Source organism: Mesorhizobium sp. M7A.F.Ca.US.006.04.2.1 (genome assembly GCF_004022915.1).
Taxonomy (GTDB): Bacteria; Pseudomonadota; Alphaproteobacteria; order Rhizobiales; family Rhizobiaceae; genus Mesorhizobium; species Mesorhizobium ciceri.
This window is the reverse complement of the sequence record NZ_RZQA01000023.1, coordinates 1-17,822: the sequence shown is the minus strand read 5'-3', so window position 1 is coordinate 17,822 and position 17,822 is coordinate 1. Positions and strand designations below refer to the sequence as shown.

13 protein-coding genes and 1 pseudogene are annotated in these 17,822 nt (G+C 63.0%); 5 read left to right on the top strand and 9 right to left on the bottom strand.

Annotation, left to right across the window (positions count from 1 at the left end):
* From EN925_RS02715 to EN925_RS02705, 3 genes and pseudogenes are all read right to left on the bottom strand, one after another.
* Window positions 1-218, bottom strand: a pseudogene (locus tag EN925_RS02715) (dipeptide ABC transporter permease DppC); the annotation flags it as partial.
* A gap of 1 nt (window position 219) precedes the next feature.
* Window positions 220-1,227: an ABC transporter permease subunit gene (locus EN925_RS02710; protein ID WP_063169936.1), complete on the bottom strand. Its 1,008-nt coding sequence runs from the start codon at window positions 1,225-1,227 to the stop codon at window positions 220-222.
* 50 nt (window positions 1,228-1,277) lie between these two features.
* Complete coding sequence (locus tag EN925_RS02705; protein ID WP_013527993.1) at window positions 1,278-2,870, bottom strand: ABC transporter substrate-binding protein; 1,593 nt, start codon at window positions 2,868-2,870, stop codon at window positions 1,278-1,280.
* A 453-nt stretch (window positions 2,871-3,323) separates the two neighbouring features.
* Here EN925_RS02705 and EN925_RS02700 point away from each other — a divergent pair, with 453 nt between their 5' ends.
* Both EN925_RS02700 and EN925_RS02695 read left to right on the top strand, forming a co-directional pair.
* Entirely contained in the window at window positions 3,324-5,330 is a 2,007-nt protein-coding gene (locus EN925_RS02700) for a long-chain fatty acid--CoA ligase (RefSeq protein WP_063171132.1), read from the top strand.
* Complete coding sequence (locus tag EN925_RS02695) at window positions 5,327-6,064, top strand: methyltransferase (protein WP_127384956.1); 738 nt, start codon at window positions 5,327-5,329, stop codon at window positions 6,062-6,064. Before EN925_RS02700 ends, EN925_RS02695 begins: the two co-directional genes overlap by 4 nt.
* Window positions 6,065-6,423: 359 nt before the next feature.
* Here the strand turns inward: EN925_RS02695 and EN925_RS02690 are convergent, their stop codons facing one another.
* Together EN925_RS02690 and pgi are read right to left on the bottom strand one after the other, a co-directional pair.
* Window positions 6,424-7,146 carry an HAD family hydrolase gene (locus EN925_RS02690; protein ID WP_063173538.1) on the bottom strand — a complete coding sequence of 241 codons (723 nt, stop codon included), beginning with the start codon at window positions 7,144-7,146 and terminating at the stop codon, window positions 6,424-6,426.
* Between the two features lie 5 nt (window positions 7,147-7,151).
* Entirely contained in the window at window positions 7,152-8,795 is a 1,644-nt protein-coding gene (gene pgi, locus EN925_RS02685) for a glucose-6-phosphate isomerase (protein ID WP_082827282.1), read from the bottom strand.
* A gap of 323 nt (window positions 8,796-9,118) precedes the next feature.
* On the opposite strand from pgi, the gene EN925_RS02680 reads away from it, so the two are divergent.
* The 3 genes from EN925_RS02680 to EN925_RS02670 all read left to right on the top strand — a co-directional run bounded on the left by EN925_RS02680 (window position 9,119) and on the right by EN925_RS02670 (window position 13,685).
* The gene (locus EN925_RS02680) at window positions 9,119-10,612 is read left to right on the top strand and encodes a PLP-dependent aminotransferase family protein (protein WP_024503382.1); all 1,494 of its coding nucleotides are present in this window, start codon (window positions 9,119-9,121) and stop codon (window positions 10,610-10,612) included.
* A 191-nt stretch (window positions 10,613-10,803) separates the two neighbouring features.
* The gene (locus EN925_RS02675) at window positions 10,804-12,393 is read left to right on the top strand and encodes a trimethylamine methyltransferase family protein (RefSeq protein ID WP_024503381.1); all 1,590 of its coding nucleotides are present in this window, start codon (window positions 10,804-10,806) and stop codon (window positions 12,391-12,393) included.
* A gap of 62 nt (window positions 12,394-12,455) precedes the next feature.
* On the top strand, window positions 12,456-13,685 hold the full coding sequence (locus EN925_RS02670; protein ID WP_063171129.1) for an aromatic ring-hydroxylating dioxygenase subunit alpha: 1,230 nt from the start codon (window positions 12,456-12,458) through the stop codon (window positions 13,683-13,685).
* A 146-nt stretch (window positions 13,686-13,831) separates the two neighbouring features.
* Here EN925_RS02670 and EN925_RS02665 read toward each other — a convergent pair whose 3' ends face one another.
* The 4 genes from EN925_RS02665 to EN925_RS02650 all read right to left on the bottom strand — a co-directional run.
* Entirely contained in the window at window positions 13,832-14,230 is a 399-nt protein-coding gene (locus tag EN925_RS02665; RefSeq protein ID WP_082827526.1) for a hypothetical protein, read from the bottom strand.
* 64 nt (window positions 14,231-14,294) lie between these two features.
* Window positions 14,295-15,683 (bottom strand): chromate efflux transporter, encoded by a 1,389-nt coding sequence (gene chrA, locus EN925_RS02660; protein WP_013528002.1) that lies wholly within the window; start codon window positions 15,681-15,683, stop codon window positions 14,295-14,297.
* Window positions 15,680-16,498 (bottom strand): chromate resistance protein ChrB domain-containing protein, encoded by an 819-nt coding sequence (locus tag EN925_RS02655; RefSeq protein ID WP_127368184.1) that lies wholly within the window; start codon window positions 16,496-16,498, stop codon window positions 15,680-15,682. The genes chrA and EN925_RS02655 overlap by 4 nt, the downstream gene beginning before the upstream one ends.
* A gap of 215 nt (window positions 16,499-16,713) precedes the next feature.
* A partial coding sequence (locus EN925_RS02650; protein ID WP_206616570.1) for a dihydroxy-acid dehydratase occupies window positions 16,714-17,822 on the bottom strand: 1,109 nt, incomplete at its 5' end.

The following is a 17,822-nucleotide window of genomic DNA, read 5'->3' as shown; positions in this document are numbered from 1 at the left end:
GTCAGGAAGAAGTCGCGGAACTGATCGTCCGGCGAATGCGGCGCCAGCAGCGGCGCGAAGATGGCGATCAGGATCAGCAGCGCGAAGACGAAGAGCCCGATCACCGCGCCCTTGTTGACGGAGAAGTAATGCCAGAACTCGCCGAACATCTGCAACCTGGCGTCCTGCGGCTTGACGACGGTCGCGGCTTCGATGGTGGCGGGGCCTTCATTGCTCATGTCAGTTGGCCCGGATGCGTGGGTTGATGACGGCGTAGAGCACGTCGACGATGAGGTTCACCGACATGACGATCAACGCGATCAAAAGCAACCCGCCCTGCACGGTGAAATAGTCGCGCTTGGAAATGGCGTCGATCATCCATTTGCCGATGCCGGGCCAGGAGAAGATGCTCTCGGTCAGGATGGCGCCGGTGAGCAGCGTGCCGACCTGCAGGCCGATGGTGGTGACGACCGGGATCAGCGCGTTGCGGAAGGCGTGCAGGCCGATGACCCTACGCGGCGCCAGGCCCTTGGCGCGCGCGGTGCGGACATAGTCCTCACCCAGCACCTCGAGCATCGCCGAGCGCGTCTGCCTCGCGATGACGGCGAGCGGAATGGTGCCGAGCACGATGGTCGGCAAGATCAGGTGCGACAGCGCCGAACGGAAGGCGCCCTTCTGGCCCGAGATCAGGGAATCGATGGTCATGAAGCCGGTCACCGGCTTGAAGAAGTAGAGGAGGTCGATGCGGCCTGAAACCGGCGTCCAGTGCAGCATGCCGGAGAACACGATGATCAGCAGCAGACCCCACCAGAAGATCGGCATGGAATAGCCGGCCAGCGCCGTGCCCATGGTCAGTTGGTCGAACCAGGAGCCGCGGCGGATGGCAGCGAAAATGCCGGCGGCCACACCCAGGATGACGGCAAAGATCATGGCGAAGATGGCGAGCTCGACCGTTGCCGGAAAGCGGACCAGGAAGTCCTTGAGCACCGGTGTCTTGGTGGAAAACGAGGTGCCGAAATCACCGCCGAGGATGTTCGTCAGATAGGTCAGATATTGTTGCCAGATCGGCAGGTCGAAACCGAACTGGTGCATGAGCGCCGTGTGGCGTTCGGGCGACAGGCCGCGTTCGCCCGCAAGCACCAGCACCGGATCACCGGGCAGGATGCGCACGAAGCCAAAGGCGAGGATGGTTATCCCGATGAAGGTCGGGATGATGAGGGCGAGCTTGCCGAGGATATAACGCAGCATGGCGGGCGAGTGGGGGCGTCACCACATGGTGGCGCCCCCGTTTCGCAACCTTATTCGGCGATATCGACGCCGTCGAAGCGGTGGATACCGAGCGGATCCATCGCAAAGCCGGTGACGGTCTTCTGCATCGGCATGAACACCTTGGAGTGAGCGAGCGTCGCCCAGGGTGCCTGTTCCTTGAAGATGACCTGTGCCTGTTCATAGAGCTTGGTGCGCTCGGCCTGGTCCGAAACGGTCTTGGCCTTGTTGATGAGCGCATCGAAGTCCTTGTTGCACCATTCCGCGCGGTTGTTCGAACCGACGGAAGCGCAGCTCAGGAGCACGCCGAGGAAGTTGTCCGGATCGCCATTGTCGCCGGTCCAGCCGACAATGACGGCGCCGTCGTGATCGACCGCGGAAGCGCGCTTGAGGTATTCACCCCAATCGTAGCTGACGATCTCGACGGTGACGCCGACCTTGGCGAAGTCCGCCTGGATCAATTCGGCGGTGCGGCGCGCGTTCGGCATGTAGGGGCGCGACACCGGCATGGCCCAGACGTTCATCTTGAGGTCCTTGACGCCGGCCTCTTCAAGCAGCTTCTTGGCTGCATCCGGATCGTACGGATCGTCCTTCACTTCCTTGTTGTAGGACCACATGGTCGGCGGGATCGGGTTGACCGCCACCTGGCCGGCACCCTGGAAGACCGCGTCGATGATGGCCTTCTTGTTGATGGCCATGTTGAGCGCCTTGCGCACGCGCACGTCGTCGAACGGCTTCTGCTGGGTGTTGTACATCAGCGCGCCGACATTGAGGCCTTCCTGCTCCTCGACCTTCAGGTTCGCATCGGCCTGCAGGCCGGCGATGTCGGCCGGTGCCGGGTACGACATGATGTTGCATTCGCCGGCCTTGAGCTTCTGTGCGCGCACGGCCGGATCGGTGGTGATGGCGAAGACCAGATCGTCGATCTTCTGCTTGCCGCCCCAATAGTCCGGGTTGGCCTTGTAGCGGATGGCGGCGTCGGTCTGGTAGTCGACGAAGATGAACGGGCCGGTGCCGATCGGCTTCTGGTTGAACAGCTCAGGCGTCTTGTCGGCCTGCAGCTTGTCGGCATATTCCTTGGAGACGACGGAGGCAAAATCCATGCCCAGCGTCGGAATGAAGGTGATCGCCGGCTCCTTGAGGGTGAACTTCACCGTCAGGTCATCGACCTTCTCGACCTTGGTGATGTTGTCGCCGAACTGGTCATTGTAATACTGGTAGGCAATGCCCGGAATGTACTGGAACCAGGGACCGTTCTTGTCGACCTGACGTTCGAACGAGAACACCACGTCGTCGGCGTTGAAGTCGCGCGTCGGGGTGAAATAGTCGGTGGCGGCGAACTTGACGCCCTTGCGCAGCTTGAAGACATATTCCTTCCCATCGTCGGAGATCGTCCAGCTTTCGGCCAGGCCCGGCGAGGTCGTCGTCTTGCCGTGATCGAATTCGACGAGGCGGTTGAAGACGGTGCGCGAGGACGCGTCGAACGTCTGGCCTGCGGTATACGGCGCCGGATCGAAACCTTCCGGCGAAGCTTCCGCGCAGTAGACCAGAGTTTTCGCATTGGCCATGCCGCCCAGGACGCTTGCAGCCAGCAACGCGGCTGCAAAAGTCAGCTTCTTATTCATTGAGCACTCCCTGATGTTCTTCCAAGCCCCTCTATCAGGCTCGCGAAGCGCGCATATAAGCACCGTTTTTCCGGCTTTGGAACACCCCGTTTGCTTACCCCGCGGGAAGCAGGAAAAAAATCCGCAACTTTGCCAAATTGCAGAAAAAATTAGCCGTTTCTTCCGTTCACGAGATTATTAACAGCCGAATTTTTTTATTGATCGCCAGGCTGACGATATAAATGTTCCCGGCGCTTCCGAGCGGCCGTGGGATGCGTCAGGACACCGCCTGGAGCGCTGGCGGCGGCAAAGACTTTCGACGGCAAATCTTTCGCCGCGTTGCCGCAAGGGCAAGACTTGCACGCTCACCAAGGGAGGCAATACATAGGGTGTAGCGGCCGCAGCGGAGGGCGCCCTTGCCAATTCAGGGGCGAGTGCGGCACGGATGAACAAGACTTGTCCAGGGAGGAACGGTTGGCAAAAGCATCAAGGACGACGGCGCCGGTGAAAGCGGGAGCCAAGGCGCCGTCGAAAGCAGCCGGTACTGCCAAGCCGAAAGCACCCGTTGCCAAAGCCGCCAAGCCGAAGGCGGCCGCGGCACCTGTAAGGGCAAGCACAAAGCCGGCGGTGAAAGCCCCGGCCAAGGCTGCGGCCGGAAAGACGGCGCCGGGGCGTAAAGCGGGTGCGGCAAAGCCCGCTGCCAGGCCGGCCTCGAAGGCCGCGGCGGCGGTGAAGGCCCCACCGGCGGCAAAGCCGGCCGACGCCACCGCCAACCGATTGCCGAAAGCGCTGACGGCACTGGCCGCCGGCTTGCCGGAAAAGCCGTGGCTCAAGAGCTATCCGAAAAACGTGCAGGCCGAGATCGGCGCCCTGCCCTACAGCTCGATCGGCGATTTCCTCGTCGCCGCCTGCAAGCAGTTTTCCGCGCAGCCGGCCTTCACCTGCATGGACAAGTCCATCAGCTACACCGATGTCGAGCGGCTGTCGGCGGCCTTCGGCGCCTACCTGCAATCGAAGGGCCTGCAGAAAGGCGCGCGCGTCGCGCTGATGATGCCCAACGTGCTGCAATATCCGGTGGCGATGATGGCGATCTTGCGAGCGGGTTATGTGGTGGTGAACATCAATCCGCTCTACACGCCGCGCGAGCTCGAACACCAGCTGAAGGATTCCGGGGCGCAAGCCATCGTCATCCTGGAGAACTTCGCGAACACCTTGCAGGCGGTGATCGCCAGGACCGCAGTCAAGCATGTGGTGGTCGCCGCGATGGGCGACATGCTCGGCGGACTGAAGGGCACAATCGTCAATTTCGTCGTGCGCCGCGTGAAGAAAATGGTGCCGGCATGGTCGCTGCCCGGGCACGTCAAGTTCAATGCGGCCATGAAGGCCGGCGCCGGTTTGGGCTTCAAGCCGGCCAAGGTGGAAGCCGACGATGTCGCCTTCCTGCAATATACGGGCGGCACCACGGGCGTCTCGAAGGGCGCCACGCTGCTGCACAGCAACGTGCTCGCCAACGTCGCGCAGAACGCGCAGTGGATGGAGGACGCCTACACGATCAAGCCGAAACCCGCGCATCCCAACTTCATCTGCGCGCTGCCGCTCTATCATATCTTCGCGCTGACGGTGAACGCGCTGATGGGCATGCAGCAGGGCGCCCGCAATGTGCTCATTCCCAATCCGCGCGACATCCCAGGCTTCGTCAAGGAATTGCAGAAATATCCGGTGCACATCTTTCCCGGCCTCAACACGCTGTTCAACGCGCTGCTCAACAATGAGGATTTCCGCAAGCTCGACTTCAAGCCGCTGGTGCTGACGCTGGGCGGCGGCATGGCGGTGCAGAAGGGCGTCGCCGAACGCTGGAAGGCGCTGACCGGATGTTCGGTCACCGAAGGCTACGGCCTCTCGGAAACCTCGCCGGTGGCCACCGCCAACAAGTTCACCGCCGGCGACTTCACCGGCACCATCGGCTTGCCGCTGCCCTCGACGGAGATCGCCATCCGCGACGAAGACGGCAACAATTTGCCGCTCGGCGAGGTCGGCGAAGTCTGCATCCGGGGGCCGCAAGTGATGGCGGGCTACTGGAACCGGCCGGATGAGACCGCCAAGGTGATGACCAAGGACGGCTACTTCAAATCCGGCGACATGGGCTTCATGGACGAACGCGGCTACACCAAGATCGTCGACCGCAAGAAGGACATGATCCTGGTCTCGGGCTTCAACGTCTATCCCAACGAGCTCGAGGAAGTCGTGGCGATGCATCCGGGTGTGCTCGAAGTGGCGGCGATCGGCGTCCCGGACGAGCATTCGGGCGAGGTGCCGAAACTGTTCGTGGTCAGGAAGGATCCGGCGCTGACCGCCGAGGCACTGACCGCCTTTTGCCGCGAGAACCTGACCGGCTACAAGCGGCCCAGATACATCGAATTCCGCACCGAACTGCCGAAGACGCCGGTCGGCAAGATCCTGCGGCGAGCGCTGCGCGAATGATTGCAGCCGTCGGCGCGGATGCCGTAGATGCACCTTGCCGTCCTGACCCGGCAGAGTTCATCAGGACGAACATGCGCCTCGCCCCGGTGCCGTCGGTGCCTGAGATCCAGCTTTTTACACCGCACCCGGCCAGTGGCCTGAGACGGCTTACCGATACGCACCAAAGCGCTGACGACGATGACGACACGATCGAGGCGGACAACAATGGACCTGAGCCGCAGCCGCCTTACTGGGCTTATGTGTGGGCCGGCGGCGCGGTGCTTGCGCGCCATATACTGGATCATCCGCAAACGGTAGCCGGTCGCCGCGTGCTCGACCTTGGTGCCGGCTCCGGCCTTGTCGGCATCGCCGCAGCCAAGGCAGGTTCGCGCGAAGTGATCGCCGCCGAGATCGACCGTAACGGCGTTGCCGCGATCGGCCTCAACGCCGCGGCCAACGGCGTCGAGATCGCCATTGTCGACAAGGACATTACCACGGGTCCCCCGCCGGCGGTCGAGCTCGTGCTTGCCGGCGACGTGTTCTACGGCCCAGAGGTCGCTCTGCGGGTTATCCCGTTCCTCGACCGCTGCCTGGCGGCCGGCATCGAGGTGCTGGTCGGAGATCCCCGCCGCAACGACCTGCCGCTGTCCCGGCTGCAGTTGGTCGCCGAATACCGGGTGCCGGATTTCGGCGACGCGAAGGGTGCCGCGACGAGGCTTAGCGGCGTCTTTTCGTTTGAGGAGGGAGCGCGCTGACGCCACAGAGCAAGCCTAAATTCTACTCATTGTGGACAAACATCGAGGGCAGAAAATAGATTCGACTAGCCGTTGGTCGGAGAAGTCGAGTGGCGTGGATTAAAGTTGTTCAACGTATCGGTTTCACAGTTTGCCCAAAATGCGAAAATCGGGGCTTCGATCTTCAGCCAGGCGAAGACATCGACAGCGCAAAGCGCCAAGATCAGGTGCGGCAAATGCGGGTACGTTTGTTCTGCTGATGAGTGGCCCATTGTGTCCGAAAACAAACCAGAAGCTCGATAGTTTCCATGGACTGCTCCCCCATCTCGGCCATTGGCAGAAAATCCCGAGGTGAATCGAGTTTGACCTAGCCTTTCCCGTCAGATCGTCTCCCTGACCCGCGCCGAGAGAAAATCCGGCAGGTCGGCGACCGAATCCAGAACCACATCGGCAATGCCGGCCAGCGATTCGCGGGTGCCGGTGCCGGAGAGCACGCCGATCGCCAGCCCGCAGCCGCCGGCACGCGCCATTTCGAGGTCGTGCCTGTTGTCGCCGACCATAGCGATTTCCGCCGGTTTGAGGCCGGTGAGATCGCTGAAGGCCTGGATCGTGTCGGGGGCGGGCTTCGGATTGGCCACCGCGTCGTAGCCATAGGCCGCGTCGAACAATTGAGCGACGCCGAGCGTAACCAGCGTCTTTTCCGCGCCGCTGGTCGAATCGTTGGTGGCGACGCCAAGCCGGTAGGATTTGCTGTGCAGTGCCGTCAGCGTATCGACGATGCCCGGCAGCGCCACAGCCATCGCCGAGCCCTGTACGGAGGTGATCTCGTTGAAGCGGGCAACCGCAAGCATCTGATCCTCGTTGGACAGGCGTGGGAACCACAATTCGACGACGTCGAGATTGGTGCCGGAGGCAAAGATGGAGTCCGGCTTGAAACGCTTGTTGGCGAAATCGAAGCCGGCAGCGGCCAGCAGCCTGTCGGCTTTCCAGCGATCGCCTTCCGACGCATCCATGGCCATGAAGTCGGCAACGCCGAGCCAGGTGGCGTTGAAGTCGACAAGCGTGCCGTCCTTGTCGAACAATATTCCCTTGATGTCTGCCAAGCTTTTCACTCCGAGCCACGCAAATGCTGGATGAATCCCACAAGGCCAGCGGTCGATGCATCCCGATTGGCGGCACTTTCCTTGCCCTCCACGACAGGCAACAGGCCGGTGGCCAGTTCCTTGCCGAGTTCGACGCCCCACTGATCGAAGGAGTTGATGTTGAACAGCGTGCCCTCGACGAAGACGCGGTGCTCGTAGAGCGCGATCAGCCGGCCGAAGGTGCGCGGGTCGAGCTTTCTGTAGAGGATGGTGACCGAGGGACGGTTACCCGAGAAGACGCGGTGCGGCGCGATCTTGTCGACCTCGGCCGGCTTCATGCCCTTGGCCAGCATCTGGGCGCGCGCCTCGTCCAGCGTGCGGCCCTTCATCAGCGCTTCCGACTGCGCCAGGCAGTTGGCGAGCAGCAGATCATGCTGGTGCTTGAGATCGGGCTCGTGACCGATGGCCGCGGCAAGGAACTCGACCGGAATGAAATCGGTGCCCTGGTGCAGCAGCTGGAAGAAGGCATGCTGGCCGTTGGTGCCGGGCTCACCCCAGACCAGCGGTCCGGTCGGCGTCGTCACCGCCGTGCCTTCGAGGGTGACGCTCTTGCCGTTCGATTCCATGTCAAGCTGCTGCAAATAGGCCGGCAGCCTGGACAGGCGCTGGTCGTAAGGGATGACGGCGCGCGCCGGGTAACCGCAGATCACGCGATGCCACCAGCCGACCAGTCCCAGCAGTGCCGGCAGGTTCTCCTGCACCGGCGCGGTGCGGAAATGCTCGTCCATCTCATGCGCGCCATCAAGGAAGGCGCGAAAATTCCGCGGGCCGACAGCGATCATCACCGGCAGGCCGATGGCGCCCCAGAGCGAATAGCGGCCACCGACCCAGTCCCAGAAGCCGAAGACGCGATCGGGCGCGATGCCGAACTTGGCCACCAGGTCGAGCGCGGTCGAGACGGCGGCGAAATGCTTGCCGACCGCTTCCTTGCCGAGCGCCTTCTCCACCCAGTCGCGCGCCGTCTGCGCATTGGTCATCGTCTCGACGGTGGTGAAGGTCTTGGAAGCGATGATGAAAAGCGTGGTCTCGGCGGAGAGGCCCTTCAGCGTGTCGTGGATATGGGCGCCGTCTATGTTGGAGACGTAATGCGCGCGCGGCCCGTCATGATAGGGCGCCAGCGCCAGCGTCGCCATGGCCGGGCCGAGATCGGAACCGCCGATGCCGATGTTGACGATGTCGGTGATCTTCTTGCCGGTGGCGCCGGCCGCCTTGCCCGAGCGCACGGCATCGGCAAAGGCGCCCATGGCGTCGAGCACGGCGATGACGTCCGCCTTGACGTCCTGGCCATCGACGGTGACGCCCTTGCCGGTCAGGTTGCGCAGCGCCGTGTGCAGCACGGCACGGTCCTCGGTGACGTTGATCTTCTTGCCCGCGAACATGGCGGCGCGGCGGCCTTCGAGATCGGCGGCCTGCGCGAGCTTTTCCAGCAGCTCCATGGTGGTCGCGTCGACCGCGCACTTCGACCAGTCGAGCAGCAGATCGCCGTCGGTGGCGGAGAATTCCACGAACCGCTTGGGATCGGCGGCGAAGGTCTGGCGCATGCTGGCGGGCGCCGCCGCGCGGTGATCGCGCAAGGCGGCGAGCTGTTTTTGAAAGGACGATTGATCCACTGCCAAACTCCGAGACCTCGAGCCATCATTACGGACCGGATGTTTCCGGCGCGTGTCGTCGCGACAATCTATCGGGCCGAACTCCATCCGTATCAATGCGCAGCGATGACGCACACCCTCACGCCGCCATGACGCACGATGTCATCGCCGGGATGAAGCGCCGCGTCACCCCACGATGCCGCAACGCGGCATCAAAAGGACGTGAAGGATCACTGGCATAAATCCCAACGATCAGAAAAATTGATTGGCGCAACCCCTTGTGCCACGGTTACGTTCGGCTGGTCCAGCCAAACGAAAAAGGCTGGCCATCGAGGAAATCTCCCATGCCACAGCGAAACGACACGGCGATATGGTCCGGCCTGTTCCGGATTTCGGCCGAATCCGGCCAAACCCTGCAGGCGCAGATCCGCCAGGCCATCGTAGCCGCCATTCTCGACCGCCAGATCGCCGCTTCGATGCCGCTCCCTTCCTGCCGCATCCTGGCCGAAAAACTCGGCGTGGCGCGCGGAACCGTGGTGCTGGCGTTCCAGCAGCTCGTCGACCAGGGTTTCCTGGTGGCGCGCGAACGGCGTGGCCATTTCGTCAATCCCGATGTGCTGGCGACACCGGCCAAGCCGCACCAGAAGGCGCCCGACCAGGCCAATGAGATCGACTGGAAGGCACGCCGCAAGATCGCCGCAAGCGACATGCCGCCGCCGGCCAAGCACGAGAACTGGATCAAGTCGTCCTATCCTTTCGTCTACGGGCAGTTCGACCCGGCGCTGTTCCCGACCGCTGAATGGCGCGAGTGCAACCGCATGGCGCTTGCCGTGCTGGAAATCCGCAACTGGGCATCCGACATGGTCGACCGTGACGATCCGCTGCTGATCGAGCAGATCCAGGCGCGGCTCCTGCCCCGGCGCGGCATCTTCGCCAATCCCGACGAGATCATCGTCACGCTGGGCGCCCAGAACGCGCTCTACATGCTGGCGACGCTGCTGATGTCCAAGGGCTCCAAGGTGGCGATGGAGGACCCCGGTTACCCCGACGCGCGCTCGATCTTCCGCCTTGCGGGCGCAGAGATACAGCCGGTGCCGGTCGACCAGTCCGGCATCGTAACTGCTTCTATTCCCAATGATTCCGGCTTCGTCTTCGTCACGCCCAGCCATCATTGCCCGACCATGGTGCCGTTGTCGGCGGAACGGCGGCAGGATCTTCTGGCGCGCGCCAACCGCTACAACCAGATCATCATCGAGGACGGCTATGACAGCCAGCTTCTCGACGAGGCACCGCAGCAAGCGCTGAAGAGCCTCGATCGTTCCGGCCGCGTGGTCTATGTCGGCTCTATGTCCAAGACGTTGGCTCCCGGCCTGCGGCTCGGCTACATCGTGGCGTCCGCCGGACTGATCGCGGAGCTCCGGGCGCTGCGCCGCTTCATGCTGCGTCATCCGCCGGCCAACAATCAGCGCGCCGTCGCACTGTTCCTGTCGCTCGGCCACCACGAGGCGCTGGTGCGGCGGCTGTCGTCAGCCTTCGACGAGCGGCGCAAGCGGCTGGTCCATGCGATTTCCGCCTTCCTGCCGGAATGGCGTTCGACCGATTCGGCCGGCGGTACGTCGCTGTGGCTCGAAGGGCCGCGCGGCACCGATTCGCGCGGGCTTGCCGAGGCAGCGGCCTCGCGCAGCGTCATCATCGAGCCAGGCGACCGCTTCTTCGATCGCACTGAAAAGCCTTCGCGTTTCATGCGGCTGGGCATCTCGTCGATCGCGCTACAGCACATCGAGCCAGGCATCCGCGAACTGGCCACGGCCGCCGGACGCAGACCCGCGGCCGCCTGATCCATCATCGACCTCTCGTGACCGGAGCCGCTCGCAGCGGCTCCGGTATTTTAGTTCTGGCACATGGAACTGAGCCAGCTGGCCCATAGGATGGGCCAGTGCCGGCGGCATAGTCGGCGTCATCAGGGGAAGAAGCAGGCCGATGGTGGACCAACCGCCACGAGTTCCTGCCGACGAAGTTGGAGTGCTCCATGCCAGTGGCTGTCGAACAGCAGGACACGCCGGCGAACCGTCGTCCACAACGCTCCGGTCTTCGCGAAACAGGACATGCCATGCGATCATCTCCCCTGGTGGAGGATACCAGACCACAGCACAAGGCCATCGAGGGCGGCGGCTACGGGCCGCTTCGCGGGGATGACCGCGAGCGTATCCACGAAGGCGTACTGACGCTTCTGGAGACAGTGGGTTTCGCCAACGCCATTCCTTCCTGCATAAAGGTGCTGACCAAGGTGGGGGCGATCCATGGCGACGATGGCCGGGTCCGCTTTCCGCGCGCGCTCGTGCTCGACACCATCAAGCGGGCGGCACGACATTTCACGCTTCATGGCCAGGACCCCAGGCACGACATGGTGGTCCAGGGCAAGCGCGTGCACTACGGCACGGCAGGCATCGCCGTGCACCTGGTGGATCTGGAGAAGCGTGAGTACCGCGAATCCAAGCTGCAGGATATTTATGATGCCGCCCGCATCGTCGACGGGCTGGACAACATTCATTTCTTCCAGCGGCCGATGGTGGCGCGCGACATCGCCGATCCGCTCGAGATGGATTTCAACACGCTTTATGCCTGTGTGATGGGAACATCGAAGCACGTCGGAACATCCTTCACGGTGCGTGAGAACGTGAAGCCTGCACTTGAAATGCTGTACGCCATCGCCGGAGGCGAGGAGAATTTCCGCGCCCGGCCATTCGTTTCCAACTCCAATTCATTCGTCGTGCCGCCGATGAGGTTCGCCGAGGATGCGTGCGGCGTGCTTGAGGCCTGCGTCGAAGGCGGCATCCCGATCCTGCTGCTGTCGACCGGCCAGTCCGGCACGACGGCACCCGCGGCGATGGCCGGCGCCGTCGTGCAGGCAGTGGCCGAAGTGCTGGCCGGCCTGGTCTATGTCAACGCGCTCAAGCCCGGCCATCCGGCGATCTTCGGCGCATGGCCGTTCATGTCCGACCTGCGCACCGGCGCCATGGCCGGCGGGTCGGCCGAGCAGTCGGTGGCAACGGCGGCCTGTGCCCAGATGGCGCAATTCTACGACCTGCCCGGTGGCTCCGCCGCCGGCATGACGGATTCGAAATTGCCCGACATTCAGTCCGGCTACGAAAAGGGCATCACCAATGTGATGGCCGGCCTCTCCGGCCTCAACCTCGTCTATGAGGCGGCCGGCATGCATGCCTCGCTGCTCGGCTTCTGCCTGGAGAGCCTGGTCATCGACAACGACATGCTCGGTCATTGCCTGGGCTGCGCGCGTGGCATCGACGTGACTGACGAGGCCCTGTCGATCGACAGCATCGCGGAGGTCTGCCTCAAGGGTCCGGGCCACTATCTCGACAACGAACAAACGCTCAAGCTGATGCAGACCGAGCACTTCTATCCTGCCCTCGGCGATCGTTCCTCGCCGAAGGAATGGAACGAAAAAGGCCGGCCTGATATATTGCTGCGTGCGATCACCGAGAAGAAGCGCATTCTTGCCGAACGATTTCCGCGCCATGTGCCAAAACAGGTCGACGACAGATTGCGTGCCCGTTTCGGCAACCTGATCCACCTGCCGCGCACGCATATGGGCGGCTGACCGGAGACAAGTCTCGTGCAGCCATACAGCCATACACGACCAACCATCGGGCAGAACGACAAATGAGTGTGCATCCTATCCAGCAAGCCCCCACCGACGGCGACGCGATCGATCGGCTGGTGGCATCTCATCGGCCAGGCCACGGCCTGGTGCGTGCCTTCTATCATGACCCGGCGATCTTCGAGCGCGACATGGAACGGGTCTTTCGCCGCCACTGGCATTGCCTGGCCCACGCCAGCGTTATCCCGAACCCCGGCGATTTCGAGCTGTTCAAACTGGGCGACGAGGCGGTCATCCTGACACGCGGCATGGATGGCACCGTGCATGCCATGCTCAACGTCTGTCGCCACCGCGGCGCCGAGGTCTGCACCAAGCAGAAGGGCAACGCGAAGATGTTCGTGTGCCCCTACCACGCCTGGGCCTATTCCAATGACGGATCGTTGCGCGCTGCCCGCCTGATGCCGAAGGATTTCGACCGCACGGCGCACGGCCTGAAGAAGCTTCATGCCCGCGTCGCATCCGGTCTGGTCTTCATTTCCTTCGCCGAGACGCCGCTCGATTTCGATCCTATCGAACAGTCGCTGCGAACGAGCTGCGGCCAGTATGGCTGGGGCGACGCCAAGGTTGCGTATCGTCAGTCCTATCCGCTCGACGCCAACTGGAAGCTCGCCGTCGAGAACTATGTCGAATGTTACCATTGCGGGCCGGCGCATCCGGAATATTCGCAGACGCATGCGCTGGAAAAGCCGGCAGAAATGATCGAGCAGCTCAATGCGGCGATGGAGCAACGCACCTGCGCGCTCGGCATCGAGATCGGCAGCGCCAACCGCTGGCAGAACTCGGCGGCCGGCCAGGAAGCAATCCACACCTTCCGCTATGCGCTCTATGACGGCGTTTCGAGCGGCAGCCAGGATGGATCGCCGGTGGCCCCGCTGATGGGACGCTTCTCCGACTATGACGGTGGCGTCACTTCCATCCATCTCGGCGGCACGACCTTCCTCGTATGCTATCCCGATCACGGCATGATCTACCGCTTCATCCCGAAAACGGCTGGCACCTGCGAGATGGAGCTGATCTGGCTGGTGCGCGGCGACGCGGTCGAGGGCCAGGATTACGATCTGGAGAAGCTGACCTGGCTGTGGAAGATCACCACCGAAGAGGACAAGAAGATCATCGAGCACACCGCGCGCGGCGTGCGCTCGCACTATTTCGTGCCCGGACCTATCGCGCCGATGGAATACAACGAACTGCGCTACATCGGCTGGTATCTCGAGGAGATCAGCCGGGCCTGAACGGCTCGGCTGCCTTAGAGCATTCACCGTTTCACGGAAACGGCGATCTGCTCTAACTCTTTGTTTTGACGCAATTCTAGACGGAAAACCGCTCACACTTTTCCTAGAATTGCTCTAGGAGAATCAGGCAGATCTTGCCTTTCGCGTCATTCCGCGCTGAGCCCGTATCGGTCGACGACTTCGGGGTTGATGAGCTTGGCATGCAGCGTCATCAGCACGATCTGCGCGTCGAGGCTGTCACCGGCTTCAAGCGCCGCCTCGATGCGGCGCTCGGCTCCCAGCGCCCGCTCATGGCCATTGGCTTGCTCGAAGGTTTCGGGACCCGCGATGCAATAGCTGCATAATTGTGCCACCGACGCATAGGTGCCCGGTGGCGGCTCGTCGGGCCAGCGATCCTTCATGAGATTGACGAGGGTAAGCTTCACGCCCTCCGGCACAAGGGCTGGATGCAGATCGGCGCCGCGCAATGCATCGTCGAGCTGCCTCAAGTCGCCCGAACGGCCGAACACTCCGAGGAAGCCGAGGGAAGATCGCCGTCCGGCCATGATGTTTCCTTCCATTTCCAGCCCACTTAGGTGGTGGGCAAGCGGATTGCAAAGGCGGTGCTGTCTAACCAGCCGCCGCCAGCAAGATCCCTGCAAGGGCGGATAGCGCGAGTGTCGGCAGCATGCCGACTTTCAGCTTCAGGATGGCGACCATGGCGGCCACGGAAAGCAAGGCCGCGCGCCAGTCGATCGACGAAGGCACCGGCACGTTCATGCCAAGGCCCGTCGCGTGCACCTCACGGAAGATGACGTGCAAGGCAAACCATAGGGCCAGATTCATAATTACCCCGACAACGGCGGCGGTGATCGCGCCCAGTGCGGCCGACAGTGCCTTGTTGCCGCGCAAGGCCTCGATGTAGGGCGCACCGAGGAATATCCAGAAGAAGCAAGGCGTGAACGTCACCCACAGAGTGAGCAAAGCCCCCAGCGATCCGGCAACCAACGGGTCCAGCGAGCCGGAATGGCGGAACGCGGCGATGAAGCCGACGAACTGCAGCACCAGGATGAGCGGCCCTGGCGTCGTTTCGGCGAGCCCAAGGCCATCGACCATTTCACCCGGCGCCAGCCAGCCGAAGGACTGGACGGCTGCCTGTGCGACATAAGCGAGGACCGCATAGGCGCCACCGAAGGTGACGACAGCCATGAGACTGAAGAACCGGCCTATCTCGGTCCAGACGCTTGCAGAGCCGGTGAACCACCAGATCAAAAGAACAGGCCCGAGCCAGAGCGGCAGCCAGATGGCGACGGTGCGCGGTGCATGCCATCTGGTCGGTTTGACATGGGCCAGTTCGCCACGCTCGAACATCAGGTCGACCGCTCCCTTGAAGTCGGCAACATCGTCCTTGCCATGGGCCGAGCCGGAAAACAGGGCGGGAGCAATGCGATCCCCCAGCCATCCCGTCAGGCCGGCTAGCAGGACGATGAGCGGAAAGGGCACATTCAACGCATAGATGGCGATGAACGCCGCGACCGCGATCGACACCATGACCCGGTTCTTGAGGGCACGCCGGCTGATCCGGACCACCGCCTCGACGACGATGGCAAGCACAGCCGCCTTGACCCCGAAAAATAGCGCCGCGACAAGCGGCACGTCGCCATAGAGGACGTAGAGGCTGCTCAAGGCGAGCATGACGAGCGCGCCCGGCAAGACGAACAGGATGCCGGCGACAAGGCCGCCGGCCGTCCTGTGCAGCAGCCAACCGATGTAGATGGCGAGTTGCTGGGCTTCCGGGCCAGGCAGCAGCATGCAGTAGTTCAGCGCGTGCAGGAAACGCCGCTCACCGATCCAGCGCCGCTCCTCGACCAGTTCCTTGTGCATCAGCGCGATCTGCCCGGCCGGACCGCCAAAGCTGAGCAATCCGATTTTCGCCCAGACCTTCACGGCCTCGGTGAAGGTCGGTGCAGCCGGCACCGGGACGGTTCCCGCCTTATTGTCCGGGACAAGAGCGGTCACGACGGCTTACCCGCAGCCGGCCAGTTGTGCGTTTCTTCGGTGGCGTCGCGACACCAGCGGAAGAACGCGTCGTAGAGCAGCATGCCTGCTTCCAGTTGTTCCAGATCGTCGCGGTACATACGCGACAAACCAAGCGAGGCAGCCAGAAAGCCGGCCGCCTGAGGCACCAGGTCGAGGCTTGCAGTGTCGGCCGCCCGCACGATTGCAGCGAGGCGATCGAGCGCCACGGATTCCAGCCCGAACTCCTCGATCATCGTGTCGAAGGTGCAGCGCTCGCCGCGATGGCTCCAAAACACATTGTCGATGTCGAACGGCACGGCCTGAAAGCGGTCGGCAACAGCCAACACTTCAGCGGGTTCGACGAACAGGAACACCGCGTCGGGGTCGACGAAACGCCGGATCAGCCACGGGCAAGCGATGCGGTCGACCTTCGGGCGCGATCGCGTCACCCAGACGGTGGCGCCCTTTTCATTGCGTGGCGGCATCTTGGCGGTGCGGGCCAAAAGCCCTCCGGCATCGCGCCAGGCATCAAACCCGCCTTCGAGAGATTCAGCTGATATCCCCTCATGGCGCAGCCATGCGGCCACGCCTTGCGAGAGCTTTTGCCCCCTCTGGCAAACGACGGCCACCGGCTTGCCGGCGAACGTGGCCGCCCAGGTTGAAACGGTTTTGAAATCGCGACGGCACGACGCCGGCAACAGCCGCGGATCGGCGTCGAAATCTTCATCTATGCGAACATCGACAATGACTGGGGCGCCCGGCAGACCTATGAGCCGGGACAATTGCGGTACGGTGATAGCGGTTGTTGACGGCATGGCGTCCACCTCCTGAAAAGAGAAGCTTGGACGCGAACGTTGGGCTGACGCCTCACGGGGTCGTCGCGATGCACCCCTTGTCATGATGGTGGATTTGTTGGGCGCGCTTGTCAAGGACGGTGGCCGTTCTCGACCTACCCGGCCGCGATGCAACACGCTGACCGGAAAACCGACGGCGGCCTGATTTGATCAAGCCGCCATCCGTCGATCCAGAATCAATGATTGTCCCTGGGGACACCGCTGGTGTGCGCGACATCCTGGTATTTCACCGCCGGCTTCAGCACCATTCCCTCCGAAAACTGCGCGACCATACCGCGCTGGATCTCCTGCCAGGGCGTCTGGTGCTCGGGATAGTGGAAGCCGCCATTGTTCTGCAGTTCGGCGCGGCGCCGGGTGATCTCGTCGTCGGTGACGAGGATGTCGGCCGTGCCCTTGCGCAAGTCGATGCGGACCCGGTCGCCCGTCTTGAGCAGCGCCAGTCCGCCGCCGATCGCCGCTTCCGGCGAGGCGTTGAGGATCGACGGCGAACCCGACGTGCCCGACTGGCGGCCGTCCCCGATGCAGGCGAGCGCGTGGATGCCCTTCTTGATGAGATAGGCCGGCGGCTGCATGTTGACGACCTCGGCACCGCCGGGATAGCCGACCGGGCCGGCGCCGCGCATGAACAGGATGGTGTGTTCGTCGATGCCTTGCGCCGGGTCGTCGATGCGGGCGTGGTAATCCTCCGGCCCGTCGAAAACCATGGCGTTGCCTTCGAAAGCCTCGGGATCCCTAGGATTGGACAGATAGCGCTCGCGAAACTCGGGCGAGATGCCGCTGGTCTTCATGATCGCCGAATCGAACAGATTGCCCCGAAGATTGATGAAGCCGGCATTGGCCTTCAGCGGCTTGGCGACAGAGCGGATGACGTCGGGGTTTTCGTTGGCGACGCCCTCGCTATTCTCGCCGATCGACTTGCCGTTGACGGTGCGTGCGCCGGGATGCGGCAACAGGTCGCCCTTCATCAGTTCGGCAATGACCGCCGGCACGCCGCCGGCATGATGGTAGTCCTCGCCAAGATATTCGCCCGTCGGCTGCAAATTGACCAGCAGCGGCACATTGAGGCCGACCGTCTGCCAGTCGTCATTGTCGAGCTTGACCCCAAGGTGGCGGGCGATGGCGTTGAGATGGATCGGCGCGTTGGTCGAGCCGCCAATGGCCGAATTGACGACGATGGCGTTCTCGAAAGCCTCTCTCGTCATGATGTCGGACGGCTTCAGATCCTCATGCACCATCTCGACGATGCGTTTTCCGGTCTCATAGGAAATCTGGCCACGCTCGCGGT